General features: G+C 53.9%; 27 protein-coding genes and 1 pseudogene. 10 read left to right on the plus strand and 18 right to left on the minus strand.

What is annotated here, in order from left to right; translation table 11 throughout:
• Positions 1 to 41 precede the first annotated feature (41 nt).
• From QMX86_RS01170 to QMX86_RS01220, 11 genes and pseudogenes are all read right to left on the minus strand, one after another.
• The gene (locus QMX86_RS01170; RefSeq protein ID WP_151550775.1) at positions 42 to 953 is read right to left on the minus strand and encodes a cation diffusion facilitator family transporter; all 912 of its coding nucleotides are present in this window, start codon (positions 951 to 953) and stop codon (positions 42 to 44) included.
• A 57-nt stretch (positions 954 to 1,010) separates the two neighbouring features.
• Positions 1,011 to 1,301 (minus strand): annotated as a pseudogene (locus QMX86_RS01175) (DUF3703 domain-containing protein).
• 47 nt (positions 1,302 to 1,348) lie between these two features.
• Complete coding sequence (locus tag QMX86_RS01180) at positions 1,349 to 1,678, minus strand: HNH endonuclease signature motif containing protein (RefSeq protein ID WP_073470827.1); 330 nt, start codon at positions 1,676 to 1,678, stop codon at positions 1,349 to 1,351.
• Between the two features lie 355 nt (positions 1,679 to 2,033).
• The gene (locus QMX86_RS01185) at positions 2,034 to 5,177 is read right to left on the minus strand and encodes an efflux RND transporter permease subunit (RefSeq protein ID WP_024014904.1); all 3,144 of its coding nucleotides are present in this window, start codon (positions 5,175 to 5,177) and stop codon (positions 2,034 to 2,036) included.
• Positions 5,174 to 6,658: an efflux RND transporter periplasmic adaptor subunit gene (locus tag QMX86_RS01190; RefSeq protein WP_039593196.1), complete on the minus strand. Its 1,485-nt coding sequence runs from the start codon at positions 6,656 to 6,658 to the stop codon at positions 5,174 to 5,176. The genes QMX86_RS01185 and QMX86_RS01190 overlap by 4 nt, the downstream gene beginning before the upstream one ends.
• On the minus strand, positions 6,655 to 7,911 hold the full coding sequence (locus tag QMX86_RS01195) for a TolC family protein (RefSeq protein ID WP_024014906.1): 1,257 nt from the start codon (positions 7,909 to 7,911) through the stop codon (positions 6,655 to 6,657). Before QMX86_RS01195 ends, QMX86_RS01190 begins: the two co-directional genes overlap by 4 nt.
• Before the next feature lie 100 nt (positions 7,912 to 8,011).
• Positions 8,012 to 8,353 carry a hypothetical protein gene (locus tag QMX86_RS01200; protein WP_282381612.1) on the minus strand — a complete coding sequence of 114 codons (342 nt, stop codon included), beginning with the start codon at positions 8,351 to 8,353 and terminating at the stop codon, positions 8,012 to 8,014.
• Between the two features lie 73 nt (positions 8,354 to 8,426).
• On the minus strand, positions 8,427 to 9,365 hold the full coding sequence (gene copD, locus QMX86_RS01205; RefSeq protein WP_024014908.1) for a copper homeostasis membrane protein CopD: 939 nt from the start codon (positions 9,363 to 9,365) through the stop codon (positions 8,427 to 8,429).
• A gap of 3 nt (positions 9,366 to 9,368) precedes the next feature.
• A complete protein-coding gene (gene copC, locus QMX86_RS01210) occupies positions 9,369 to 9,752 on the minus strand; it encodes a copper homeostasis periplasmic binding protein CopC (RefSeq protein ID WP_024014909.1) in 384 nt (127 codons plus the stop codon).
• Positions 9,753 to 10,112: 360 nt separating this feature from the next.
• Positions 10,113 to 11,501: a heavy metal sensor histidine kinase gene (locus QMX86_RS01215; protein WP_024014910.1), complete on the minus strand. Its 1,389-nt coding sequence runs from the start codon at positions 11,499 to 11,501 to the stop codon at positions 10,113 to 10,115.
• Complete coding sequence (locus QMX86_RS01220; protein ID WP_019816984.1) at positions 11,501 to 12,187, minus strand: heavy metal response regulator transcription factor; 687 nt, start codon at positions 12,185 to 12,187, stop codon at positions 11,501 to 11,503. The genes QMX86_RS01215 and QMX86_RS01220 overlap by 1 nt, the downstream gene beginning before the upstream one ends.
• Before the next feature lie 204 nt (positions 12,188 to 12,391).
• Here QMX86_RS01220 and QMX86_RS01225 point away from each other — a divergent pair, with 204 nt between their 5' ends.
• The 3 genes from QMX86_RS01225 to QMX86_RS01235 all read left to right on the plus strand — a co-directional run bounded on the left by QMX86_RS01225 (position 12,392) and on the right by QMX86_RS01235 (position 15,974).
• A complete protein-coding gene (locus QMX86_RS01225; RefSeq protein WP_024014911.1) occupies positions 12,392 to 12,745 on the plus strand; it encodes a co-regulatory protein PtrA N-terminal domain-containing protein in 354 nt (117 codons plus the stop codon).
• Positions 12,746 to 12,902: 157 nt separating this feature from the next.
• Complete coding sequence (locus QMX86_RS01230; protein WP_019816982.1) at positions 12,903 to 13,436, plus strand: plastocyanin/azurin family copper-binding protein; 534 nt, start codon at positions 12,903 to 12,905, stop codon at positions 13,434 to 13,436.
• A gap of 180 nt (positions 13,437 to 13,616) precedes the next feature.
• On the plus strand, positions 13,617 to 15,974 hold the full coding sequence (locus QMX86_RS01235; RefSeq protein ID WP_116826528.1) for a heavy metal translocating P-type ATPase: 2,358 nt from the start codon (positions 13,617 to 13,619) through the stop codon (positions 15,972 to 15,974).
• Between the two features lie 37 nt (positions 15,975 to 16,011).
• Here QMX86_RS01235 and QMX86_RS01240 read toward each other — a convergent pair whose 3' ends face one another.
• From QMX86_RS01240 to QMX86_RS01255, 4 genes are read right to left on the minus strand one after another with little or no spacing between them, the layout of a single operon-like run.
• Positions 16,012 to 16,194, minus strand: coding sequence for a DUF1289 domain-containing protein (locus tag QMX86_RS01240; protein ID WP_024616838.1), 183 nt, complete (start codon positions 16,192 to 16,194; stop codon positions 16,012 to 16,014).
• Positions 16,195 to 16,196: 2 nt separating this feature from the next.
• On the minus strand, positions 16,197 to 16,568 hold the full coding sequence (locus tag QMX86_RS01245; protein ID WP_024014914.1) for a hypothetical protein: 372 nt from the start codon (positions 16,566 to 16,568) through the stop codon (positions 16,197 to 16,199).
• Between the two features lie 39 nt (positions 16,569 to 16,607).
• A complete protein-coding gene (gene dmeF / locus QMX86_RS01250) occupies positions 16,608 to 17,528 on the minus strand; it encodes a CDF family Co(II)/Ni(II) efflux transporter DmeF (RefSeq protein WP_024014915.1) in 921 nt (306 codons plus the stop codon).
• Positions 17,529 to 17,548: 20 nt separating this feature from the next.
• Positions 17,549 to 17,824: a metal/formaldehyde-sensitive transcriptional repressor gene (locus tag QMX86_RS01255; protein ID WP_073470825.1), complete on the minus strand. Its 276-nt coding sequence runs from the start codon at positions 17,822 to 17,824 to the stop codon at positions 17,549 to 17,551.
• Between the two features lie 358 nt (positions 17,825 to 18,182).
• Here QMX86_RS01255 and QMX86_RS01260 point away from each other — a divergent pair, with 358 nt between their 5' ends.
• Positions 18,183 to 18,383, plus strand: coding sequence for a heavy-metal-associated domain-containing protein (locus tag QMX86_RS01260; protein WP_047292961.1), 201 nt, complete (start codon positions 18,183 to 18,185; stop codon positions 18,381 to 18,383).
• 110 nt (positions 18,384 to 18,493) lie between these two features.
• Here the strand turns inward: QMX86_RS01260 and flgB are convergent, their stop codons facing one another.
• Positions 18,494 to 18,907 (minus strand): flagellar basal body rod protein FlgB, encoded by a 414-nt coding sequence (flgB, locus tag QMX86_RS01265; protein WP_019816894.1) that lies wholly within the window; start codon positions 18,905 to 18,907, stop codon positions 18,494 to 18,496.
• A 383-nt stretch (positions 18,908 to 19,290) separates the two neighbouring features.
• Between flgB and QMX86_RS01270 the strand changes: the two genes are divergently transcribed.
• The 6 genes from QMX86_RS01270 to QMX86_RS01295 all read left to right on the plus strand — a co-directional run bounded on the left by QMX86_RS01270 (position 19,291) and on the right by QMX86_RS01295 (position 24,128).
• Positions 19,291 to 19,497, plus strand: coding sequence for a co-regulatory protein PtrA N-terminal domain-containing protein (locus QMX86_RS01270; RefSeq protein ID WP_019816895.1), 207 nt, complete (start codon positions 19,291 to 19,293; stop codon positions 19,495 to 19,497).
• 177 nt (positions 19,498 to 19,674) lie between these two features.
• On the plus strand, positions 19,675 to 21,651 hold the full coding sequence (locus tag QMX86_RS01275; RefSeq protein ID WP_024014918.1) for a copper resistance system multicopper oxidase: 1,977 nt from the start codon (positions 19,675 to 19,677) through the stop codon (positions 21,649 to 21,651).
• Positions 21,652 to 21,663: 12 nt separating this feature from the next.
• Positions 21,664 to 21,912, plus strand: coding sequence for a hypothetical protein (locus tag QMX86_RS01280; RefSeq protein ID WP_143170045.1), 249 nt, complete (start codon positions 21,664 to 21,666; stop codon positions 21,910 to 21,912).
• Positions 21,884 to 22,858, plus strand: coding sequence for a copper resistance protein B (locus QMX86_RS01285; RefSeq protein ID WP_039593195.1), 975 nt, complete (start codon positions 21,884 to 21,886; stop codon positions 22,856 to 22,858). The genes QMX86_RS01280 and QMX86_RS01285 overlap by 29 nt, the downstream gene beginning before the upstream one ends.
• Before the next feature lie 9 nt (positions 22,859 to 22,867).
• Positions 22,868 to 23,671, plus strand: a complete 804-nt coding sequence (locus QMX86_RS01290; RefSeq protein WP_039593194.1) for a cytochrome c — start codon at positions 22,868 to 22,870, stop codon at positions 23,669 to 23,671.
• Positions 23,661 to 24,128: a DUF411 domain-containing protein gene (locus QMX86_RS01295; protein ID WP_039593193.1), complete on the plus strand. Its 468-nt coding sequence runs from the start codon at positions 23,661 to 23,663 to the stop codon at positions 24,126 to 24,128. The genes QMX86_RS01290 and QMX86_RS01295 overlap by 11 nt, the downstream gene beginning before the upstream one ends.
• Before the next feature lie 305 nt (positions 24,129 to 24,433).
• On the opposite strand, the gene QMX86_RS01300 is transcribed toward QMX86_RS01295, so the two are convergent.
• Entirely contained in the window at positions 24,434 to 24,766 is a 333-nt protein-coding gene (locus QMX86_RS01300) for a DUF2790 domain-containing protein (protein WP_282381808.1), read from the minus strand.
• Positions 24,767 to 24,954: 188 nt separating this feature from the next.
• Complete coding sequence (locus QMX86_RS01305; protein WP_230082024.1) at positions 24,955 to 26,586, minus strand: TniQ family protein; 1,632 nt, start codon at positions 26,584 to 26,586, stop codon at positions 24,955 to 24,957.
• Between the last annotated feature and the right edge of the window lie 350 nt (positions 26,587 to 26,936).

Raw genomic sequence — 26,936 nt, forward strand, 5'->3', positions numbered from 1 at the left:
ACGTGCCCTACCACTGACAGGGCTGTACGCGACGTATCTTTCTAGTGCTGCAAACCTTCGTTTTCTTCGAGCCCTTCATGAAACTGCGAATTCTCTAATTGAAGCGTCGTATGGCTTATATGGAACACTTCGCTCATGAGGTGTGTCACTTCAGCCAGTATTTCCTGCTCGGTGCGTGAGAAACGTTGGACGACAAGGTGTGCACTCATGACATTCCTGCCGCTGGTCAAAGCCCAGATATGCAAATCATGAATATCCTCAACGCCTTCAACCGCTCTTATTCTTAGCTCCACTTCAGCGATATCAATGCCCTCCGGAACGCCTTGCAACAGGATATTCATGCTTTCTTTAAGCAGGATCCAAGTTCTGGGAAGGACCCATAACCCAATAGCTGCGGCAACGATCGCGTCCACCCAAGTCCATCCGGTAAAGCGAATGATCAGTGCGGCTCCTATCACGCCTATGGAGCCTAGCATGTCACTCCAAACCTCCAGATAAGCGCCTTTGACGTTAAGACTTTCGTCACTGGCAGACATCAGCAAGCGCATTGAGACAAGGTTCACAACTAGCCCGATCACTGCCACGATCAGCATGCCTGTTGATTCTATTTCTGTCGGAGTTTTAAAACGCTGATAGGCCTCGTACAGGATGTAGACCGCCACCATGAACAACAGAATCGCGTTGAAAGCGGCTGCGAGAATCTCAAATCGTGCATATCCAAATGTCCTTTTTTTATCCGCTGCGCGCTTGGCGATCTGAATAGCGACCAATGAAATAGCTAATGCAGTGCAATCGGTCAGCATATGAGCTGCGTCCGATAACAACGCCAAGCTGCCGGTAATGAAAGCCCCAATGACCTCTGAGATCATAAAACTCGTCGTTAACGCGAGAGCGATCCACAGTTTTTTCTCATGTCCTGCACGTGCTTGACCGTGACTATGACCAGCGCTCATATGCCTCTCCATAGGTGTGTTAGCGGATGCGACAACGACTTAGACCGCACGTGTGGATCAATCTTCATTAAGAAGAGTTTCCAGCTCTTGAGAAAGTGGCATCACCTGAAAGGCACTGACCCGGGCACGACCAGCATTCCCCGAAGGCACTCATACTTTAGAAAATAGCAGTGCAGCGATAACTCGTGTTATTTGTCCCAGGATCTCCCGAGGATCATGTGTCTTGACGCCCACGTACAGCATCAAGACGTGTGACTTTGCACGTAGCAAAGTGCGGCGTTGTGAGAGGATGTGGGTACGTTCAAGCCAATAGTAAGCGCGCCCATAATCTCGGGACAGAATCGCCACCCGAGCTTCGTCGAAGCCCTCAAGAATTGCCCTATGCAAAATCTCTTTCAGCTTGGGCTCCAACTATTTTCAGGGTAACCATCTGCGTCACGATCAATTCTGTCATGACAGCCTGGGCAGAGGAGCATCAGGTTGGCAGTATCGTTTGTGTGCGCCTCAGCATCATGATCCGCACGTCCCCGAGGCCCCTTGGGACTGGCGGGTAGGATATGCGCCACTTCGCCCCATTTCATTGGCTTGCCGGCACGATAGTCGAACGTTAGATCTGCGCCGCACAGTTCACAATGACCAGCGGTCTGTGTCCATACGATCCGCTTCGTCTCATCATTCGTATTAAAGCGCCCACTCGCAGGCTTTGCGTCTTCTTGTTCTGCCATTCCGACCTACCCCCCGAGAAACATCCATGATCGAAAACGATGACGGCAAGATAAGATCATATTAAGGTCATTTGCCTCAATTTCAAGAGAGATATCAGGGTGACGAATGCTAAGTCGGCTTTGAGCAGGGTGCTTTTTTTGGCTCATCGAAACGCAGTGATGGAAGCGGGCGTTTTTCTAGCAAGTGCTGGTGGGGAATGGCACTGACCACAGCGTATGTATCGAAATTAGCGAGTTTATGCAAAATACATAAACTCGCTAATTTCGATACATACCGCGCGTAGAACTGATGACAACGAGATGTGCAACTCAAACGAGGCTGCAAGCGCAGCCCCTTTTGCACATTTTTTCCGCGTTAGTGCCTGCCAGGCTCAGCGGATAGGCGTCGACGGCGCATGAGGTGATAGGCCGCCGGAATGACGAACAGCGACAGCAACGGCGCCGTGACCATACCGCCAATCATCGGGGCGGCAATGCGGCTCATCACCTCGCTGCCGGCACCACCTCCTAAAAGTATTGGTAACAAACCAGCGATAACCACCGCAACGGTCATGGCCTTGGGGCGAACGCGCTGCACAGCGCCTTCACGAATCGCGGCCATCAACCCGCGTTCTGTGTTGTCACCGAGCTCTTGACGCTCGGCCCAGGCATTTTTCAGGTAGAGCAGCATGATCACGCCAAATTCGGCAGAAACTCCAGCCAGGGCGATAAAGCCGACCCCGGTGGCAACCGACAGGTTGAATCCCAACAGATAGAGAAACCATGCTCCGCCCGTGAGAGCGAATGGCAGCGTGGCCATAATCAGCAAAGCCTCATCAAAGCGTGCAAATGTCAGGTAAAGCAGGACGAAGATGATCAGCAGCGTGGCGGGGACCACCAGTTTTAGTCGTGCATTTGCCCTCTCAAGAAACTCGAACTGACCTGAGTAGCTCAGGCTCATGCCGGGCTGCAACTTGACCTGCTCGCTGACGAGCCGACGTAGATCGGCGACTACCGATGCAATGTCCCGGCCACGCACGTCGATGTACACCCAGCCTGAAGGCCGTGCGTTTTCACTTTTGAGCATCGGCGGCCCGTCGTTGACCTTGATCTTCGCCACTGTGCCAAGGGTGATCTGGCTGCCTAGCGGGGTGTAGATTGGCAACTGCTCCAAAGCGCTAAGCGAATCCCGCCACTCCCGAGGGTAACGGACGTTGATTGGGAAGCGTGCAAGCCCTTCAATGGTTTCACCGACATTTTCCCCGCCGATAGCGCCGGCCACGATCGACTGCACATCGGCGATATTCAGTCCGTATCGGGCGGCGGCTTGTCGGTCGATATCCACGTCGATGTAACGTCCACCGGTTAATCGCTCGGCCAGAGCCGAACTGACACCGGCTACGCCCTTGGCCACTCGCTCGACCGCCTGAGTCGCCGAATCGATTTCCGTCAGGTTGGTGCCGGCAATCTTTACACCAATAGGACTTTTGATCCCCGTAGCCAGCATGTCTATTCGGTTGCGAATCGGTGGTATCCAGATATTCGTCAGCCCAGGAACTCGCACCACTCGGTCCAGCTCCTCCACCAGTTTTTCCGGAGTCATGCCTGGTCGCCATTGCTCCTGTGGCTTGAACTGGATGGTGGTTTCGAACATCTCCAGCGGCGCCGGGTCGGTGGCAGTTTCGGCACGTCCCGCTTTACCGAAGACATGTTCGACCTCTGGCACGGTCTTGATCAGGCGGTCGGTCTGTTGCAGCAGTTGCGCCGCTTTCTGTGCGGACAATCCGGGCAGCGCCGAAGGCATATAGAGCAGGTCGCCCTCATTCAAAGGCGGAAGAAACTCGCCCCCCAAGCGCGACATTGGCCATAGCGCACTAAAAAACACCAACGCCGCCACAAGCAGCGTGATCCTCGGTCGCCGCAGCACTGCATCCAGAGCCGGCTGGTAGATCCGGATGAGCCAGCGGCTCAGCGGGTTGTTTTTTTCATTAGGAATCCGTCCCCGAATCCAGTAGCCCATCAAAACCGGCACCAAGGTCACTGACAATCCCGCTGCTGCAGCCATGGCGTAGGTCTTGGTGAAAGCCAGCGGGCCGAACAGCCGACCCTCTTGCGCTTGCAGGGTGAACACCGGAATGAACGAAAGAGTGATGATCAACAAACAGAAGAATAGGGCTGGTCCAACTTCAGTCGCCGCTTCGGTCATTACCTGCCAATGACGTTCACCATTCAGTTCCTCACCTGGATTGGCCACGTGCCATGCCTCAACTTTCTTGTGTGCGTTTTCGATCATCACCACAGCAGCATCGACCATGGCGCCGATGGCGATGGCTATCCCACCCAGGGACATGATGTTGGCGTTGAGCCCTTGGTAGCGCATGACAATAAAGGCCATCAGTACACCGACCGGCAGGGAAATAATAGCCACCAGAGAGGAGCGCAGGTGCCAAAGAAAGATCCCGCAAACCAATGCGACAACGATGAACTCTTCGATGAGCTTGTGGCTGAGGTTTTCAACAGCGCGGTCAATCAGTTTCCCACGGTCGTAGGTGGTGACAATTTCCACTCCGGCCGGAAGGCTGCTTTTCAACTCGTCGAGTTTGGTCTTGACCGCCGCAATGGTCTCGCGAGCATTCTTACCGCTGCGCAAAATCACCACGCCGCCAACCGTCTCGCCTTCGCCGTCGAGTTCGGTGATGCCACGGCGCATCTCCGGCCCCAACTGGATCGTGGCGACATCGCCCAAGTTCACCGGCACACCGCCCGATCCCAGCTTGAGGGGGATCGCCCGAAAATCATTGAGCGTCTTCAGGTAGCCGGATGCACGCACGATGAACTCGGTCTCTGCCATCTCCAGCACCGCGCCACCCGTTTCCTGATTGGCCTTGCCGATCGCTTCGGTCACCTCGGCCTGCGTAATACCAAGACTGGCCAGTTTGAGCGGATCAAGCTGCACTTGGTACTGCTTGACCATGCCGCCCACAGTGGCCACTTCCGCCACATTGGGCAGGGTCTTGAGTTCAAACTTGAGGAACCAGTCCTGAAGTGCGCGTAGCTGCGCCAGATCATGCCCGCCAGTGCGATCCACCAGCGCGTACTGGAAGATCCATCCTACGCCTGTCGCATCTGGCCCCAACGCTGGCTTGGCGCTGGCCGGCAAGCGGCTTTGTACTTGGCTCAAGTACTCCAACACCCGCGAGCGAGCCCAGTACAAGTCAGTGCCGTCTTCGAACAGCACATAGACAAAGCTGTCACCGAAAAAGGAATAACCACGCACCGTCTTGGCACCTGGTACTGAGAGCATGGTGGTGGCCAACGGATAGGTGACCTGGTTCTCGACAATCTGGGGTGCTTGTCCAGGATACGGGGTGCGGATGATCACCTGCACATCGGACAAGTCTGGTAGCGCATCAATGGGCGTGCTCTGCACCGACCAAATGCCCCACGCCGTGATAAACAGCGTCGCCAGTAGCACCAGGAATCGGTTGGTTACGGACCAACGAATCAGGGCTGCAATCATGGCTGGCCCCCTGATTTGTCCAGACGCTCAACACGCAAGCCGTCGTCGGTCTGATTCACACCTATCCGGACCTTGTCGCCCGTTTTAAGACCCTGCATCAGAGCGGGATTGGCGAGCGGGAACGTCATCGTCATGCCAGGCATGCCCAGCGTCTTAAAAGGGCCGTGAGCGAGAGTGACTTCTTTATCGTTGATCTCAACGATTTGCCCATCCGCTTCATGCAAACCGGCGGCGGCTGCACTGGTGGGTGAAGGTTCCTCTGATTTGGCAACGATGCCTTTAAGACTGGCCTCTGAGTCGAGCAGGAACTGGCCAGAGCTAACCACTTTTTGGCCCTCTTCCAACCCTTTCAATATCGCCGTCTTGCCATCGCTTTCCTGCCCAAGTTGCACCTCCACGGGACGATAGCGACCGGCGTCTTCAGCGAGCATCACCAGGGCACGTAGACCGGTGCGAATGACCGCCTCGCTCGGCACCCACAGCACACTTTGCTCCGTCGCGCGATTAAGGCTCACGCGTGCGGTCATACCCGGCCTGAGACGGCCTTGCGGGTTAGGCAATTCGACGCGCACGCGAAGGGTGCGACTATCGGGATTGGTTTCTGGAAGAATCGCGCTTACCACGCCGTTGAGCACGACGCCTGGGAACGCGGGCAAACGCGCCTCAGCCACTTGTCCCAGCTGTATCGACCCGAATTCAGTCTCCGGGACCGCCAGAGCCAGCCAGACGTTACTCAACCCATTCACGCGTGCCAGTGTTTGGCCGGCAGCCACTGTCATACCTTCGCGCACATCGAGTTCTTGCAACACCCCACTGATAGGGCTGGTGAGGGTCAGGTTCGGTTGGACTTTGCCACTGCGCTCTACTTGAGTAATCGATGCCGCCGGCATCCCGGTAAGCCGCAAACGCTGGCGAGCCGCTGCCAGCAAGCCCGCATCGCCGCTACGCTTAAGTGCGAGAAACTCCTCCTGAGCCGCAGACCACTCCGGGACAAGAATATCCGCCAAGGCGGCGTTGGCTTTGATCACATCGCCAGGAGCATGGGCATACACGCGCTCGACGAAACCCGCCGTACGGGCCTGGATGACGGCGACGTCACGCTCGTTGAAGGTCAATACACCTACAACGTCCAGACTCGAAGCAAACACACCTCGATTGACCGTAGCCAGTCGCACACCAAGATTCTGGGTCAGGCTTGGATCAATGCGAACAGTGGCGCTGTCCCCCTTGCTATCCGCGTACTGAGGGACCATCTCCATGTCCATGAAGGGCGACTTACCCGGCTTATCGAATTTCTGTTGTGGGTACATGGGGTCGTACCAATACAGAACCTTGCGATCGACTGAGGACTCCGGCTTCGGCTCCGATGCTGCATCCGGTACTGCGCTCACCCTCGGTTGAGCCAACCAGTAACCACCGGCGACTCCCAAAGCAATTGAGATGCTGACAACAAAAACCCCTTTCCATGTTCGAGAGATCATTGAGCGGACTCCCCATAGGCGAAATACAGGCGAGCGCTGGTGAGAGCACGCTGCTCTTCAACATCAATCTGCTTGAGACGGGCTTCGATAAGCTCGCGCCGAGCGGCCACGACGGAGTTCAGATCGCCTTTGCCGGCGCGATAGCTGGCCATAGTGAGCTCGACCTTTTCCTTAGCCAAAGGGAGCAGGCTGGTCTGGGCTCGATGAACGGCGCGGTTCAGGCGCTCATAGTCCGCTAAGTCATCCTCCAATTGCTGGGTGTGCTCGCGTGAAAGGACCTCACGCTCAGCCTCAAGCTGATTGAGTTCCGCATGCTTGGCTGCGATTTTTGGGTTTTGTCGCGAGTCAGGAAACAGTGGTAGATCCCATGAAAACTGCACGCTGACCATGTCGCCGAACTCTCGGCCGCGATGCTGATAGTCGACTTCCCAGCTCCAATCAGACCGCTTTTCCGCTTCGGCCTCGCGCACCTTGGCCTGCGCTTCGCGGGTCATTGGGGCAAACGCTGCCAATTCTGGGTGATGTTGAACGTTGTGAGAGTACCCAGAGGCTTCTACAGGCCATTCAGGCAAGCTGCCCACAGGTTTATCGTTTGCGGCTGGTCCAATCCAGCTCTTCAAAGCTGCTCGGGCTTGCGATCTCTGGCGAATCAGATCGTCCTGCTGCTCTTCCAGTTGTGCCGCCTCCTGTTTGGGCGTGACGGCATCAGCAGGTTGAGCGCGGCCACCGGCAATCTGCGCGCGGACGGTATCGGCCAGCAGGCGGTTTTCCCTATAGAAGTCCTGGAACAGCGCGTCTTTACGCTCAACGGAATAGCTGCTGATCCAGGCCAGCGCCGTGGCCTGACGAACCTTTAGACGTTCGACCAGACGCTCAGCGGCAGCGCGGTCAATGGCTGCATCAGCAACCTCGATTCGGGCTTTTCGTTTGGCGCTGTTCGGCATTTCCTGACTGACACCGACCATTTGCATGGTCATGAAGTCCTGATCGATGCTCCAGCGATCCGGCCCCCCAATGGGATAGTTCTGTATACCTACCAGCAACTTGGGATCGGGTAGTTCCCCGGCTGGGATGGCTGCACTAGTGGCGGCACGAATTTTTGCATCTTGTGCAGTCAGCGACGGCGCATTGGTTTCAGCCAGCTGCAAAGCATCATCGAGTGTCAACGCAGCAGCGAAACTCGGCGTGGCCAATACGCTTGCCGCCAAGATGGCCACGAGGGGCCGCCCTGTGCAATAGCACTTGGATTTCATGTTCACGATTCCTGTGATGATCCACTGCGTGCTTCATGAGAGATGCACGCAGATATCCCATACCGCCTGACGCGGAATGAGGCTCAGTGTGGTACAGGAATCAAATGCGGGGAGGTCGCCATACCCCTGATGGAGTTTGGACAGGATGGGAATCTATGGAGATGGACGCTGCGAGGGGGCTCGACAGGGTCACCGGAGGCTTGATGATGGAGACTTGCAGCATGCCGCCGGTCTTGCACTCCTGGCCCGGCTTACAGGGTTTACCGTGCTCGGTTGGGCTTTTCATGTCATGGCAGCAGTCTTGGCCCATGCCGTCCATCATCGCCATGCCCATGGTTGGCATCGGGCACGGCTCTGTCGGCGCCTGAACACCCGCCATCCCGCTGAAGGGAAGCGCCAGGCTAATCAGGAAAATCAGGCAAAGCCGTAGATAGCGTGTCATGGGCTGAAGTGTAGCCAGTAGAAATGGTGCTAACAATCACGTTCTAGGCTTCTTGGTTAGCTGCCAGAAACCTCTATTGCGCGCTCATTTCCATTTCAGGACTTAGCGTGCCTAACCATGCGACAAGACAGATGATGAGGATTGCCATCAGGAATTCGAATTTCATGCTGCGGCGCAAGGCATTGACCGCTACAGAGTATTGACCATTGCGAACCGAGCGCTCCAATAGCGGGCTTAAGTGAAAGCGGTTCAGCGTCGCTAAAACGATCATCCCGGCAAAGAGCAGGATCTTCAAAAACAGCAACTGGCCATAGGTACTGAGCATGACCTCATCAAGGTTGGGACCGACGATGAAAAGGTAATTTACTACTCCCGTAACGCTTATGATCGCAACAATCACACCGCCGGCCGACTCAAAGCCAGTCAGCACGCGGGCAAGAATACGTGCTTCCTCCTCACCCTTCAGCGATTTCAACCGCAGCAGTAGAGCGAAGGCCGCTAGAGCACCCAACCAGCCACCTGCCGCTAATAAATGGAAAATGTCGCTGAGAAAATGCCAGTAGCGGCGGCTGCCTTCGTCCATGGCACCATGCCCTGTCCAGGCTAGCGTGGCCAACGCGATTGCTCCACAGGCGGTGACGATCCAGAGGCTGGGTGTCGGATATCGTTTATTCAACGCGACGCCCAGAATTGCCCCCACCAAGGCGGCTATCCGAACCATCCAGGTCAACCCAACATCGGTGCCCATGATGACCATTTCAAAAATGTGGTGATGTAGCTCCATAAGCTCCGATACACCGCTCATTGCTTTTGCAAGCAACAACATCGCAGCAAGGGACAGAGCTACACCTGCAATAGAAGTACCGTAAAGAAGCGACTCAAAGTTCAAGACCGTGCCCGATACCCTTTCCTTTCCCCTGAGACTGTACAAGCCGAATATGGCCAGTCCAAATAACAACATCAGGTCAAAATAGAGAGCAAAGCGAACCACGATATTTAATGAGTCGCTCATGGATCATTTCACTTTGAATGAAAAGTTGCCGGTGATCGGGTGGGTGTCCGAAGACACTGCACGCCATTCAACTTTGTAGGTACCGGTGGTCAGCGGTGCAGCCGGCGTAATCACCATCGTTTTCGGATCACCACCAGCAGCGACAGCGGCCTTTACACCCATGGGGGAGTTAGGCATGCCAGGCATGTCGGTCATGATCAGCTTTGCACCGGAAAACTGAGTGGTGAGATTCTCAGAAAAATGCAGTTCGATTTTCGACGGAGCCGCCGCATCCGAGCCTTCTGCCGGAGTGGAAGAAAGAAGTTTTGGATGTGCCTGGGCCACTGCACTCAGAAGCAAACCAGCAGTGATTGCAACGGCCACGGACGTAGTTTTAAGGAATGACATGCAAGACTCCTCACAGCAAGCGCTGTTGATTCGAGGTTTTTTGGGAGGAACTAGTTTTTAATTTCTTTAAAAACCACTGTTGATTAACTCGGAGCCCCCGTCCTCTTCGCCAGGTTGAACAGGAGAAACTCGCTAGCCCTAACGTCACAGTGCGAGAACACGATGCCACACGATCACAAACTGTTCGATTACATTTCAGTCAGCTTGATCCGATGTTTGGCATCTAATCGTTGAGCGTAGCAAGGCCTGAAAAGAGACGGCGTACCGCAGGACCGGGGAGCTCAATCACTCTGAAAAATCCGCAGAGGCGTAGCTAAACGCACAACGCCAAGACGCCGTTGGTCCCAAATGTTTTGTCGCTCAGCTAACCGTCGAATCGACGGCCGGAAACTCAAGATGAAAAGCCGTTTTCCCGTCGCCTGACGTACACCAGATCTTGCCATCGTGCGCTTCGACAATTGATCGGGTAATCGACAGACCTAGCCCTGCGTTGCTTGGACTTCCTTCTCGCCGCGCTGGGTCCACGCGATAAAAACGATCAAACAGCTTTTCAAGGTGTTCGGGGGCAATGGGCTCACCATGGTTTTCCACGACAACCGTTACCGACGCATCCTTGTGCTGAATATCGACACTGATTGACGTCCCTTCATAGGTGTAGCGCAGCGCATTTGAGAGCAGATTGGAAATCGCTCGGTGGAGCATAAGAACATCACCTCGCACGCTCCCCCGTCCTGAAACCTTGAGCTCGATCCCTCGTTCATCAGCCAACAGGCGGTAGTACTCAAGCAATTTTTCCACGACAGCCACCAGGTCTATTGGCTTGCTCTCGTGCGTAATTAGACCATTGTCAGATTTCGCCAGAAAAAGCATGTCATCAATCATCCGGCTCATGCGCTTCAAGTCATCAAGATTGGAGTACAAATTGTCTTCGTAGTCCTCGATGTTTCTTTTTCTCGAAAGCACCACTTCAGTGTGGGTCATCAAGTTGCTCACGGGGGTCCGTAGTTCGTGGGCAATGTCTGCCGAAAAGTTGGATAACCGGACAAATGCATCGTCGAGCCTGGATAACATGGCGTTGAACGACAACACCATCTGTTGAAGCTCTTTCGGAACGGGTGCCAGGGGAATACGCTCCTTGAGTGATTTTGCTGACATGGAGGCAGCAACCCGTGTGACCTGGCGGATAGGCCGCATGCCACTGCTAGCTACCATCCAGCCGAGTGCAGCACTGACCAATGCGCTGATCACCAACCCTATCCAAAACCATCGTTCGAGCGTCTCGAAAAAGGACATATGCTGCGTAACGTCAAAAATCAACATGACAGTTAATGGCCTTTCTTGTCCCGTCACTACGGATTGCGCAGTCACACCACGGAACATCTGCTCTTGCTCCCGCCATTCCCAGACGGTTGTGTTTGTGGTTGTTCGAAACGCCTTCGGAACGTCGACCGGGCCGGGATCCGCAAACAGCACCTTGCCGTCGCCATCGATGATAAGCGCAGTCAAATCACGGTGTGCGCCCAGCAGCGCTTCTAACTCCGGTTTAGCCTCGCTGAATTGATCGATGTTGCTCAGCCCGGACAAGATCCGCTGGGTCGAGTGGAGTTTTTCGTACAATGCCTGCTGATCCAGCATCTTGAAATGATGCCGGCTGAGGTTATTGAAACTGAGTCCGGCGACCGTGAGCACGGCCGTTACCGCGAGCATAAACATCAGACTCATACGAGTCGTCAGGGACATCCGGTTCATCACGACTCCGAATCTGGTGCATCGAGCATGTAACCCATTCCCCTTGAGGTATGAATCAACTTGACCTCAAAATCGTCGTCTATCTTGGCCCTGAGCCGTCTCACTGCAACCTCGATAACGTTGGTATCGCTGTCGAAGTTCATATCCCAAACCTGGGAGGCGATAAGAGACTTTGGCAGCACCTCCCCTCGACGACGCAGCAGAAGCTCAAGCAACGCGAACTCTTTGGCCGTAAGGTCTATGCGTTTGCCTCCTCGGATGGCTCGACGCTTGAGCAGGTCCACTTCAAGGTCAGCCAGTTTCATAAAGGTTTGCGAAGGTGCGCTGCTACCGCGACGCAGCAGCGTTCTGACTCGAGCAAGCAATTCAGAAAACGCGAAGGGTTTGATCAGATAGTCATCCGCACCGAGTTCAAGTCCCTTCACTCGGTCTTCAACGCGGTCTCTGGCGGTGAGAAAAAGCACCGGGACGTCTTTCCCGGAAGCGCGCACCTTCTGCAGGACTTCCCAGCCATCCAAACCCGGCATCATGACGTCGAGAATCAGCAGATCATAGGCTTCGCTCAAAGCGTGCTGAAGCGCCTCTTTTCCATTCGTGAAACGGTCGACATTGAACCCGGCCTCGTTGAGCCCTTGCTGCAAATAGATACCTATTTTTGGTTCGTCTTCAGCGACAAGAAGTCTCATGAGGTCGTTCTCAGATAAAGGTTAAGCGGAGTCTGCAACGAAAACTGGCAGCCAACCAGCAACTGACAGAAAAGTAATCTTGGCTTCAGGTAGATGTCAGCGAGTGCTGGCTAGGGTTCAGACATGAGCACTTCATTGGTGCTCGACCGACCTCTGAGCGATGAATCGTATGGAAGTCGGATTCCCTCATGAGGAGCTACCCCGATGAACCACCTGAAAATGCTGTTTTTTGTAAGCTCGATACTGGTCTCGGCTTCTGTGTGGGCTGAAAGCGGCGGAGATCGTGTGATTGAGCGTATGGAAGGTTTGCGCGACAAGGCCGAGGCCACGTTGATGAAAGCTGAACAAGCCCCTGAAGGAGAGCGTCACGTCCACATGGCAGAACACATGAAGATGCTTGGCGACATCATGAGCCAGCTCCACAACGATCACCCAGATGCCTCAATGTCACCCCAACAGCATCTAGCCTGGATGGAGAAGCACGACAAAATTGTTGACGACGTTTTGCGCCAGATGCAGCGCGAGCACAAATTGATGCTTTCAGAAAACCATCAATAAACGCCCCCAGGATAAGTACTTGTCAGCATCTTGTTGCGGCGTCAATTGGACGCCGTATCTATTTAGAAAACTGACAAAGAAGTAATGCCCAAGTCAGTTAGCTGGCAGCTGAGCATCATTAGCATAGCCAATGTTCCCACGTATTCCTGAGGTCACCATGAAAACTACGCTCGCTACCCCGTTCATCGCAGCAATGACCCTTTTTTTCGCTGCTACGGCTATGGCTAATGCTGGGCATGGACAAGACGACATAGGCCAGCCTGGTGTGGCCTCTGACGTTACCCGCACTGTAGAGGTCGAGATGGGCGACATTTTTTTCAAGCCTAAAAGCATTGACGTAAAACCTGGTGAAACAATCCGCTTTGTCCTTCGCAACGAGGGTTCGCTGCTGCATGAGTTCAACATCGGCAAAGCCGCTGCTCATGCAGCACACCAGAAAGAAATGGCAAGCATGTTCAAGAACGGAACATTAAGCCCTACCGGTACCGGGAAGATGAGCGGCATGAGCCACGGCATGGGCGGAATGAAGATGGTCGCAATGGAGCATGACGACCCTAACAGTGTCCTGATTGAGCCTGGCTCAACCCAAGAGCTGATCTGGACCTTCAACGACAGTGCAGGGCTTCAGTTTGCCTGCAACGTGCCGGGGCATTACCAATCGGGAATGGTCGGCGAATTTGATCTGAAATAAACCGGAGTCGGCTGTTTCTGCCGGCCCGACGCAAGAGTTGGCTACGCTAAGTCGCAAGTAACATAGCAACGCTTCTCAGCCGGGGTCCGTGCGGAAACATCACCGCACCACTGTGGAGCCGCAAATCAGCGTTGTACTGAATATGCTCATTTCTAGTAGCACCTTACAAGGGGAATAGACATGCCTACCACCTCTGGCCATCACGACCATAATCACACCCATGCTGCTTCCCGGGATGATGCTGATCTACATGACCCGGTGTGTGGAATGGCAGTCACTTCGTCGAGTAAATTTGCTGAGACTTACCAGGGACAGACGTATCGGTTCTGTAGCCTGAAATGTCAGGAGAAGTTTCGAGCGGACCCTGAGCGCTACAGTGGCCACGTGGTGCGCAACGAGTCAGGCAGCACAACGCCGGAGTCTGCGGTACAAACGGGCACTGAATTTACGTGCCCGATGCATCCTGAAATACGGCAGACCGGCCCCGGTAACTGTCCTAAATGTGGCATGGCACTAGAGCCTGTCATGCCGGCGCTTGATGAAGAAGAAAATCCTGAACTCCGGGATTTCAATCGCCGCTTCTGGTGGTCGCTGCCCTTAACCGTGGTCGTAACCGTGCTCGCGATGGCGGGTCACTCGTTACAACTTCTTCATGGTTCGGCTCAAAACTGGATCGAGTTCGCTCTGGCGACACCCGTGACCTTATGGGCAGGATGGCCTTTTTTTGTAAGGGGACTGGCCTCGGTTAAAAATCGCAGTCCCAACATGTGGACTCTGATTGGGTTGGGCACCGCCGCAGCTTATCTGTACAGCGTCATAGCAACGCTCTTCCCCCAAAGTTTTCCCTCCAATTTCATGCAAGATGGACGTATCGGCGTTTACTTCGAAGCGGCAGCGGTCATCATCTCGCTCACGTTGCTTGGCCAGATCCTTGAGCTCAAAGCCCGATCACAAACTTCCGCCGCCATTAAGTCTCTTCTCGGCCTTTCGCCCAAAACTGCACGCCGGATCAATGCCGATGGCCAGGAGGAAGACATTCCTCTCACACATGTGCACCTGGGAGACCACTTACGGGTCAGACCGGGTGAAAAGGTGCCAGTTGATGGTTCGTTACTTGAGGGTGAAAGTGCGGTGGATGAGTCGATGCTCACTGGCGAGCCAGTCCCGGTAATGAAGAAAGCTGGAGATAGCCTGATCGGCGCCACGCTGAATACGCATGGGAGCCTGGTGATGGAGGCCCAGAAGGTCGGTGCCGAAACCATGCTGTCCCAGATCGTACAGATGGTCGCGAGAGCTCAGCGTTCCAAGGCGCCGATGCAACGAATGGCCGACTCGATTGCCGGCTACTTCGTGATGGGTGTTATCGCGATTGCGATAATGACATTTATCGGTTGGGGGCTTTTCGGCCCTGAGCCCAGTTGGGTGTTTGGTCTAATCAACGCTGTCGCCGTGCTGATCATCGCTTGTCCCTGTGCGTTGGGACTTGCTACGCCTATGTCGATCATGGTGTCGACAGGTAAAGCAGCCAGCATGGGTGTTTTGTTCAGAGATGCCAGTGCAATTGAAAGCCTTTGCAGAATCGACACGCTGATTGTCGACAAGACAGGCACCCTGACAGAGGGACGGCCCGTGTTTCACAGCGTGGAGGCCACTCCCACCTTCAATCCCGACGACGTCCTTCACCTGGCTGCCAGCCTTGATCAGGGCAGCGAGCATCCTTTAGCACATGCGATCGTCGATCACGCCCGAGCCGAGAACATAAAGCTCACCAAGCCCGAATCCTTTGAGTCGGATTCGGGTATCGGCGTCAGTGGCGTTGTCGATGGCAAGAAGCTCCAGCTGGGGAACACAGCGTTGATGGAAGCCGCAGGCGTGAGCACCAACTCCCTACAAGAGCGCGCTGAGGTGTTGCGACTTGACGGCATCAGTATTATCTACCTCGCCGTCGACGGCGCATTGGCAGGTTTGTTGGCCGTATCAGATCCGATCAAGCCGACCTCAAAAGAGGCCGTCACCAAGCTTAAGGCTCACAACGTGAAAATCATCATGGCTACTGGGGACGGGCTTACTACCGCTCGGGCTGTCGCCAGGGAGATGGGGATTGAAGAGGTCCACGGTGAAGTCAAACCCCAAGACAAGGAACGTCTGGTGGCAGACCTACAGCAACACGGGCGAAAAGTGGCCATGGCAGGTGACGGTATCAACGATGCTCCGGCCCTGGCGCGAGCAGATGTGGGGATAGCCATGGGAACGGGGACTGACGTGGCGATGAATAGCGCGCAACTCACGCTGGTCAAAGGTGACCTGATGGGGATCTTACGAGCACGAGCTCTTTCGGTCGCCACAGTTAAAAACATGCGCCAGAATTTGGGCTTTGCTTTTCTCTACAACTCAATGGGTATACCTCTTGCCGCTGGTTTGCTCTATCCATTGACGGGGCACCTCCTGTCGCCAATGATCGCTGCCATAGCCATGAGCGTCAGTTCTGCATCTGTAGTTTTCAATGCATTGAGGCTGAGGAATACCCGAGTTGACTGACCTTCAAAATTGCAGCGGTTTTAACTCGGGGGAATGGCTATCCATGTGCTTTCTTCAGTCCCTTTAAGCGCGCATTCGCCCGTTGCACAGCGGCCATTTTTTCAGGCCGCTTCATGCGCTTCCACTTTCTGATGTCTTCCTTGCTTCGCCCGCAGCTCACACACAGATCACCACTGAGTTGGCAAACCGAGATACAAGGATTCTCGATTTCTTTTGCCATGGTCAGTCCCCCTTAGCTTTATGTAGTTGAGCCATGCGACGTTTCCAGTCGCCTATGTGCGTGCGTTGGCACTCTTGCTCCGAGTCAAAGCGGACATTGCGGTCTGAAACAGGCAGGTCAAGATTGGCCTCTTTCAAGGCGATCGCCGTCAACTCAAAGATGCGGGCCTTCGCATCAATCTCGGCCCGCTTCCTGTCAGCCAGGGTTTCGAACACCCAGATGACCTTTAGGGTTTCAGCCAACGCACTTAGGTCAGCGGTGTGAGTGAGCCAAATAAAGCCCTTTATCTCGTCCTTTGCTGTTTCGCACGCGTCGGTGAGCGTGACGATCAACTGGCGCTCGATTCGAGCCAGCTCACGTTTACCGGGCGGCATCGGTGTTTCCTATAGAGGCTGTGCTGGACAGGCGCTGAGTCATGTTTGTCGGAACTCGACGGTCAGGTGGCTGACTTCGTGAACCGGTTTGAGACGTTCACGAATGCTGTCGGCGTTCACAGTGGCTTCACCTAGAACGCTGACGATCGCCGCGCGCGCTTGAGGACCCACCCTCCAAACGTGCAAGTCTGTAATGGTAGCGCCACCCGGTTTCTCAACGAGTTCGCGGATTTCCTCGGCAACGTGGGCGTCGGTCTGATCGAGCAACACGCCCGCAGTTACCCCCATCAAGGTCCAGGCCCAACGCGCGATAACGAAAGCGCCGACGATACCCATGACCGGGTCGAGCCACACCCAGCCCAGATACCGACCGGCAAGCAATGCAGCGATGGCCAGAATCGACGTCAACGCGTCTGCAATGACATGGACATAGGCCGACCTCAAGTTGTTGTCGTTTCCGTTGTGGGCATGAGGGTGATCGTGGTCGTGGTCGTGGTCGTGGTCGTGCCCATGCCCCAGCAGCAGGGCACTGACAATGTTGACGAGCAAACCGACAACGGCGATGAGGGTCGCGGTGCCAAATTGAACCGGTGTTGGCTGCAACAAACGCATGACCGATTCAACGCCAATGCCCAACGCAACAATGCCGAGAATCAGCGCCGAGGCGAACCCGCCCAAGTCTCCAACCTTTCCTGTACCGAAACTGTAGCGCTGGCTGGTAGCGTGGCGTTTTGCGTATCCGTAAGCGGCCGCCGCGATGCCCAATGCGCCGGCATGGGTTGCCATGTGGAAGCCATCGGCCAGTAACGCCATCGAACCCGTGATATAGCCGGCGGTGATCTCCCCGATCATCATTACCACCGTGAGTGCTACAACCCAAAGCGTACGCTTGGCATTCTCGTCGTGCGCTGAGCCTAGAAACACGTGGTCGTGTGTGTAATCGATGTCTGTCCTGCTCATACGTGTTTACCTGGATGCATTCACTTGGAGTACCGGCGGATAGCTTCAAGAAGCTCTTCGACGCCCTTGTTACGCTCTTCTTCGCTGAGCGCAGGGTTCGCGACATGCTCTCGTGCGTGATCCTCGATGATCTCTTCCATCAGCCCGTTGATGGCACCCCGAGTGGCCGCAACAAGATGGAGTGTCTTGGCGCAGTCGAGATCCGATTCCAATGCTCGTTCAACAGCTTGAATCTGTCCGGCAATACGTTTTACGCGTTTAAGAAGATCGTCTTTGTGTGATGCGATGTGGCCCACGTGATACCCCCCTGGCTATATTAGCTCGCATGATAGGCGTACCCCCTATACCTATGCAAGGTTCGCGGGAGGACAGATCAAAGCTTTTTGACGGAACGAGAGGCTTACAAAATCGAGGGATCAAGCAAGAGAGCCGCAATGTGCCGTTAGGCGACCTCAACCGACCAGGGCCATAGGGCGCACTGGTCGAATCCGTTCAAACGGTAGTGAGCTGATTAACAACCGGGTGGTCAAGTTTGTGAAATTTCTCGAAATGACGCTCACGGCCTTGATTAGATAATTGTTGACCTTGCCACGGTGTCAACGTCGATGCTTTAGCTGCGGGGAAAAGACACCGCTCAGCACGAGGATAATTAACATGGTCGTCTTAGATGTATCAGGCATTGGTTGCGGCAGCTGCGTCGGCAAAATCACCAGAGCGATCCAGGCACTGGACGGCAACGCTACGGTCTCAGTCGATCGATCAACCGGTAAGGTGAGTGTTGAAAGTAGCGAAAACGCGGAACAGCTTCGTAAAGCTGTGGAGGCTGTTGGTTTTCCTTCCAAGATCAGCCATTGAATGGAGACGCCTGCTCCTGAGTAGAGCGTCGTCTGATGGTGAATACCTTTGAATCCGAAAGTACCTGAGCCGCTGTATCGGCCAAAGTTGGCTCGCATGCGCCTATGCTGCTAGTCACCGCGCAGAGCTTTGAGCAAACCCTTGAATGCTCCATTTAGCCGAGTAAAAGCGGCATCGAAACGTATCGCGTTTTCCGTGTATTTCGCGACCTCGACCTGCTGATCGACAGTATTTTGGTCCAAGGCAGGCTGAGCCGGCGTGCTGTAAAGCAAGTCGCGCCCGTATATAGCCACCGCCGATTCTTTCTTAAGAAAATGCTTTGCGTTTGTTGTTTTCAAAGAAAACGCAGTGGTAGCAGGTTCTTTGGTTTGGCTGGCGAGCACAGTAGAAAAATCCAAGTCTTGGGCTTTGAAGTTCGGAGTGTCAGCGTTCGCGATATTGTTACTTAAGATCTCAGCTCTTTGGCCACGATAAACTAACGCTCTTTCTGCGGAGCCTAATGCTTTCTCAAAATTAATACTCACAATCAATCACCCTCGGTGGCATTACTATCTTCTTTGATCATTGAACACCCAGCTGTTGCAGCAGAGCATTCAAGTCTCCTATTAATTTTAATGCAGAGACCTAGAACATCGCCTCCGTGAGAATTAATGGAACCCAAAGCAATGATTACACTTCAATCTTATATTCAATAAAAGTCGCGCAATGCGAAAAGATGGAGACCATACGTATTAAATAGCGTGTACTTCAAGAAAAATATTCCAAACTGACACAACTGTAATATTGGCCTAAGCTTCCTGACAGGGGGTGTCTCTTATAGTCCAACTGAGTCTTTTGCTCACCCCCAAAGAGTCCAATCCATGATGTGATTCAGAGGGGATATTTTCACACATCTGAGGTAGCCCATATGAACACCATCAAAACCTTGTTCGTCGTCGCAGCGCTGACTGTTTCCACTCTGGCCATGGCTGAAGGCGGTGGTGACCGGACTTTCGCACGTATGGAAGTGGCCAGGACGAATTCGATGGAATCGTACCAGGTAGCTCAAACGCAGAGCGCTCAACCGCCTGTCGCTGAAAGCAAAGCCAAAGCGATGGACCATAAAAACTGCTGAACGATCAGGCACGCGGCCAAGCTGACAGAAATGTAATCACGAAGGTGGTTTAGATGTGGCAATTTCTGAGCTCGCTTGCAATGAAAAATTCGTCTTTTTTTCGGTACGCGAAGCTCATCTTGCCAACTCACGGGTTGATTTGAACGGCTCCCTTTTGACTGATTGGAAATAAACGGCATGCATTCCAAAACCTCTAGACGGACATTCGTTAAAGGCCTGGCCGCCGGCGGCATCCTTGGTGGCCTTGGTCTGTGGCGCACTCCTGTATGGGCAGTGACCAGTCCCGGCCTGCCGAGCGTCCTCACCGGCAACGAATTTGATCTGTTTATTGGTGAAACGCCGGTAAACATCACTGGCTCGCCGCGCACAGCCATGACCATCAATGGCTCGTTGCCGGGGCCTTTGCTGCGTTGGCGCGAAGGCGAGACGGTCACTCTGCGCGTGAAAAACCGTCTGGAGCAAGATACCTCCATTCACTGGCACGGCATCATTTTGCCTGCCAACATGGACGGTGTACCGGGTTTGAGCTTCCATGGCATCGCGCCCGACGGCATGTACGAGTACAAGTTCAAGGTGCATCAAAACGGCACGTACTGGTACCACAGCCATTCTGGGTTGCAAGAGCAGGCCGGTGTTTACGGGCCAATAGTCATCGATTCGAAAGAGCCTGAGCCGTTTCAATACAATCGCGACTATGTGGTGATGCTGACTGACTGGACCGATGAGGATCCTGGTCGCGTCATGGCCAAACTCAAGAAACAATCGGACTACTACAACCACCACAAACGTACCGTGGGCGACTTCATCGACGACGTCAGCAAGCAAGGTTGGTCTGCTGCCGTCGCCGACCGGAAAATGTGGGCCGAAATGAAAATGAACCCCACTGATCTGGCAGACGTCAGCGGGGATACCTACACCTACCTCATGAATGGCCAAGCGCCGAACGGCAACTGGACCGGTATTTTTAAGCCTGGCGAGAAGCTGCGCCTGCGCTTTATCAATGGCTCAGCGATGAGCTATTTCGATGTTCGCATTCCTGGTTTGAAAATGACCGTGGTGGCGGCCGACGGCCAATATGTCCAACCAGTCAGTGTCGATGAATTCCGCATCGCCGTGGCAGAAACCTATGATGTGATTGTTGAGCCTGCCACCGAGGAGGCTTACACAATCTTCGCCCAGTCCATGGATAGAACCGGCTATGCGCGGGGGACCTTGGCAGTTCGTGAAGGACTGAAAGCACCGGTACCGGCGATCGATCCGCGTCCGCTGTTGACCATGGATGACATGGGCATGGGCGGTATGGCTGGCATGGACCATGGCAGCATGGCTGGCATGGGCGGCGGCGATATGAAACCGGGTGACATGTCAGGTATGGCTGGCATGGATCACAGCAAGATGCAGGGAATGGACGAAGGTGGCATGACCGGGATGACCGGCATGGACAGTGGTGACATGACTAATATGGCCGGCATGGACCATAGCAAGATGGCAGGTATGGACAAAGGTGACATGTCCAACATGGCTGGCATGGACCACAGCAAGATGGCGGGGATGGACAAAGGTGACATGCCCAACATGGCCGGCATGGATCACAGCCAGATGGGAGGCATGGGGGGCATGGGAGGCGAGATGCAATCTCACCCAGCGTCCGAAACCAACAACCCGTTGGTTGACATGCAGGCCATGAACCCAACGCCAAAACTGAACGATCCAGGTATCGGTTTGCGGAACAACGGTCGACGCGTGCTCACTTACTCAGATCTGAAGAGCACTTTCCAGGACCCTGATGGCCGAGAGCCCAATCGCACCATTGAGCTGCATCTGACCGGTCACATGGAAAAGTTTTCCTGGTCCTTCAACGGCATCAAATTTTCTGATGCTGAGCCCCTTCGCCTCAAGTACGGGGAGCGTCTTCGCATCACCTTGGTAAACGACACCATGATGACGCACCCCATCCACCTTCATGGAATGTGGAGCGACCTTGAAGATGAAAACGGCAAGTTCATGGTACGTAAGCACACAATCGACATGCCACCGGGTACCAAGCGCAGCTATCGAGTCACCGCCGATGCTTTAGGTCGCTGGGCCTATCACTGCCACCTGCTTTTCCATATGGAAATGGGCATGTTCCGTGAAGTACGGGTTGATGAGTAAAGGAGACGATCTGTGAGCACACACCTAAATCGTAAATCGCTGGTCGGTTGCCTCTTTGCCTTTGGCCTGATGGGTGGATTCTCCTGCGTAGCATTGGCAGTCGAAGAACGTGGTGATCCTTCACCTGCTACTTCTGCGGATGCGCCGAACAAGACTGCGACCACGTCAAACGAGGCAACGCCGAATCACGCGACGATGCCTCATACCAAGATGCGCCATGAGTCGATGGATCATGACCAAGAAAACAAGAAGGCGGATTGAGATCATGACCAGGAATTTTTTACGCCCAACGTTGATGGTATTGGCAGTTTCTACGAGTCCTGTCTTCTTTGCCGTGGCTCACGCCGCTGAAGAGATGGATCACTCCAAGATGAACCATGGCTCCATGGGAGCGATGGACCATAGCAACATGGGGGCTATGGAGCACAGCAAGATGAAAATGGACGACGGTCAAATGACCGGCATGGAAAGTATGGATGAAGGGACGACGACAACCAGTCGAACCCCTATCCCCGTTCTTACCGATGCTGACCGTGCAGCCGCCTTCCCAGATGTCGCTGGTCATGGTGTCCACGACAAAACAATCAACTCTTTCATGCTGCTGGATAAGTTTGAATACCAGGATGCTGACAACGGTAGTGCGTTGGCCTGGGATGCGAAAGGATGGATCGGCGGTGACATTGATCGACTGTGGTTGCGCTCGGAAGGCGAACGTACCAATGGCGTGACGGAAAGCGCTGAATTATCCGCGCTCTGGGGGCACTCCATCGGACCGTGGTGGGACGTCGTCACCGGTGTACGACAGGATTTCAAACCAGGGTCCCCTCAAACCTGGGCCGCACTCGGCATTCAGGGCATGGCCCTCTACAACTTCGAGGCCGAAGCAACTGCCTACATCGGTGAGAACGGTCAATCGGCTGCTCGACTGGAAGGCGATTACGACATTCTGCTGACGAATCGATTGATCTTGCAGCCGACGGCCGAGGTCAATTTTTATGGGAAGAATGACCCTCAGCGCGGCATCGGGTCCGGATTAGCCAACACCGAAGTGGGGCTCCGATTGCGTTATGAGATTGTCCGCCAATTTGCCCCTTATATCGGGGTGAGTTGGAGCCGTTCCTATGGCAATACGGCAGACTTTGCACGTGAGGAAGGTGAAGATGCCAGCGAGGCACGCTTTGTCGCCGGTATACGGATGTGGTTCTGAGAACCGGGCATGAAGATTACACTGAAGGCACTAATAGCTGCTGGTCTGGCCACCGTAGCAGCGGCTGCCGGCGTGGTGTATTTCGGCGTGATCAATGTCGGGGCGGATGATCCCCACTCTGCCCCCGTCTACGCGCTACTTTCTATTGCTCGGGATCGCTCGATACACGTGCGCTCGCGCGACATTCAGGTCCCCGACCTGAGCCAAGAAGCTCTCATCCGTGAAGGTGCTGGCAACTACAACTCGATGTGTGTCGGTTGCCATTTGGCTCCGGGGCTTGCAGGCACCGAACTGAGTAACAGCCTTTACCCTGCACCTCCGAATCTTTCGAAACTGGGCGTCGACGGGCACCCAGCTGCAGCTTTTTGGATCATCAAACACGGAATCAAATCCACCGGCATGCCCGCGTGGGGCAAAAGCATGGCCGATCCCTACGTATGGGGGATGGTTGCATTTCTCCAGCAGCTTCCGTCACTGGATGCAGAGCAATACAAAGCTCTGATCACGAGTAGCAGTGGCCATCAACACGGTGGTGGCGAAAGCGTGATGCACAACCATGAGGGTCAGCATGGAACGATCCAGGGGCAAAGTGGCGCAGGTGCTGCCGACCAAAGGGCGGAAGTCCGCGCTCATGATGACGAGAAAAACACGGCACATGCCCATGGCCCCTCCGCAGCGCCATCTGCAAAGGAGCCTGCTGACCACGCCGATCATAAGGGTAGGGAAGCTTCAGATGACGCGGCCCCGACTCCAACCGTACAGCCCAAATCACATACACATACTGATGGGAAGGAACATACCCATGCGAAATAATTCTCTTCGTCGCAGACGGGCACTTCGTCTCGCTGCTTTCGTGGCTCTGTTCATCAGTTCAGCCAGTCACGCAGCAGAGCCATTGACGATCGATGTACATCGCGACGCTAATTGCGGGTGCTGCAAGAAATGGGTCCAGCACCTTGAAGCCAGCGGCTTTACCGTCGTTGATCACGTGGAAACCAACATGAGCGCGATCAAGCGCGGTTTCGGAATTTCTCCTGAGCTCTCGTCCTGTCACACAGCAACCATCAACGGAAAGTTTGTTGAAGGTCACGTGCCCGCCGAGCAAATCATTGCGATGAGCAAACGTGATGACCTGCTCGGGATTGCCGTTCCAGGCATGCCGGCCGGCTCCCCAGGAATGGAAGTGGACGGGAAACATGACGCGTATAAGGTAATCGGCTTGTCAAAGGCAGGCACAGACCACGTCGTCGCTGAATACCCCGAAAACTGATCTTCTAATCTCGCTCCTGCATGGTGAAGGTCATGGCCGTGCAGAGGACATAGCTCATTTCGAACGTAAAAAAGGCGCCACTAGGGCGCCTAAGCCACCTCCCAAACCAAAGGAAAAACAAGGAGGCGGGATGTATCAGGTGGTCGAGCAATTGTTTACTGCACGTTAGAAACCCCTCGACTGACGGACATGATTTCATAAAGTGGATAACTTCAGGCTTTCCTGAAAATTAATTCTACGTCAGCGAGCAGTAAGCTAGTTTCGGACAAAGGAAAATTATGCAGTTCTTAAATAATTTTCATTGTCTAGCTTCCATGGGGGCAGTTGTCGGCCATGACCTTATATTCCACGGTGTTAAGCTTGCCCGTAGAGTCTTCATAGGTCATGCGTGAAGGAGCAACCCCACAGGTTTTATTGGCTTGCGTGACACTGACGACCTTCTGGATATCGAGGTTCATACCATATTCATAATGAACAACTTCAGGAGGAGTCTTGCCGTTCCTTGAGGCATATTGCTCCATTGCTTGTTGGTTCTCTTGCATCATTCGACCATACACGCGGTCACCGCCTCCTTCAGCCATGGCTAATGAAGATAAGGTCAAAATCGAAGCGCCGCAAAACGCTTTCACTGCTGTCATTGCTTTCATGATTTTCTCCTAAAGCTCAATTTACTGAGTTAAAGAGTAACAAGTGAAAGCTTTCAGAAAGCTGCCGCGAAGGTTACTAATGTGAAAGGTGGACGCTACCCCCGCATTTACGCTTTCAAGCCAGATAGGATTTTTGTTAACACCCAAGGTTGGCAGACGGTGACGGAACAAAGATGCCCTCAAAAGCTTATTTGAACCGGTGGTCCCTCCCAATTCCTCGATACGCCGGTAGACCTGAGCAGGACCTCCGCGTCGACCCCGGTTCTTGCCAGGCTTTCCAGATCCCACTCGAAGAAACTGCAAAAAGCCAGGAAAACCTTGCTTGATACCGCTGAGGTCAATCTTACCGTCGAGTAATTCACGGGGAGCTTCATCCTGATGAGTTCAGAGACAGTCCACACTAAAGTTCTTAGACGGAAATGCCATACTGACTCCTGATGAATCTTGATCTGTTGATAAGTAAGAGGGAACCTCTGCTTGCGTAGATCCAGCTCATGAGGTAACGAACCTGGGAGCAGCGATTGTAAATTCCGAATGTTCACTCTCTTCGGATCTTTCGTAACTTTATACAGCTCATCTACGCCCGCTTCGATAAGGGCTGCATAGGCGTCGTCTCTTGAGTCGATGGACTTTTCGACCTTAACTGTAGCTTTTTTAGGTGCATGGAGTTTTGCCATTAACCATGCGTTATCATTTTCTAGAATCCATTGCGTAGGTTTGTACGCCTTCTTCCAGAGGTACTCGATATCGGCATCGGTACGTAGCGCTAAAAGCAACTCGATTTTTTGGCGATATCTAGTTTTTTGGCTTAGACGCGATTCTTCGACTTTGGGCGCTCGCGGAGAAACAGCGGCACTCAGCAGGATAGACTCATTTTTCAGAGCCTCTTCAAAGCCATCTGCACTGGAAAACAAGTGAAGAGCAATGATCAAATGCCGCGCGAGCGGCATATTTAGCTGACCTTTGTCTGATTTGAGCCGGATCCATTGCTCATGCTTCCCGGTGTTATAGGCCGGATCAATTTGCGCCAAAAGCTCGTCGCCGTAAGCGCTTTGGATGCTGTCGAACAGTTTTGCAATACCCGCATTTTTTCCGAAAATGAATCCGCGCTTCTTGCATTGGCGGACGTAGCACGAACTCAATACCGTACTGCCTATCGGAGGGATATTGCGTTGCAGGATATCGTGTGCGAACAGAGCGACTTTCTGTTCCATCTTTGACCCCTTGTGTATTGCTGCGCTGTTTAACGGGCTCCAGCCGCATGCACATGGCTCAGTCAGATTGGGAAGCAGCTTCAATTTACGGTAGAACGGGCGAGAGCACTCGGGGCAGGCATGGATCAATGCGTCGCCATGACGCCAACAGACGGCAACACCGGGTATCTGGTGAGATCGATGCCAGTAGGCAGAACCCCGCTCAATCAGATCTTCCTGAACGCAGGTAGGACAAAGCTTAGCCTTGCCATGGGTGGACTCTTCTCTGCGGGGCACCCGTACCACCCCGTCATAACCCAGTGGCCCTACGTCGTTCTCCGGCCCCTGCTTAACGCCAAGAAACGGCCGGTAAGCAGGAAAAGTAGTATTGCTACTGATCAACTCTGCGAGATTGCTCTCCGATTGCCCCGGCAGCCTGTGCGCGAGCCTCTCGATCTGCTTGGGTACGATGCCACCGATGCAAAAGGGTTTCGATGCGAACAAATCGCGATAGGTTTCCGTCGCGGTTCTGTTACCTGACAGATAGTGATATCGGGTGACACGAGAGTAAAGCATTTCATCCGGCATCGAAACGGGGAAAAATAATAGATCAGACATCATTTACCGATTAAAGGTAGGGCTCGAAGAGAATGTGCATCCGGGGGCAGTATATATGCAACCCCTAAAATTCTGTATCCGGTCTGGATTTGAAAATGACACAGCCGCTCAACTTTGAATCGTAGTGAATTCATCTAAATCCTGCCGCGCCCGTATTCCTCGAATACAAAACACGTATCGATAAACCCGCGTAGGTCAGCCCATGCCGGTTGCAAAACTATTTCGGTTGATCGCGGGTTAGTACGTTTACATGCTGATCGTGATGGTATGCCGGACCTTTTCTGGAGGTGAATTTTTTCATTAACAGCAAAATAACGGGTTTATGGTGAATTGATTTAGAACTTTTTTAG

This window comes from Pseudomonas sp. PS01270 (genome assembly GCF_029959775.1).
Classification (GTDB): domain Bacteria; phylum Pseudomonadota; class Gammaproteobacteria; order Pseudomonadales; family Pseudomonadaceae; genus Aquipseudomonas; species Aquipseudomonas atacamensis.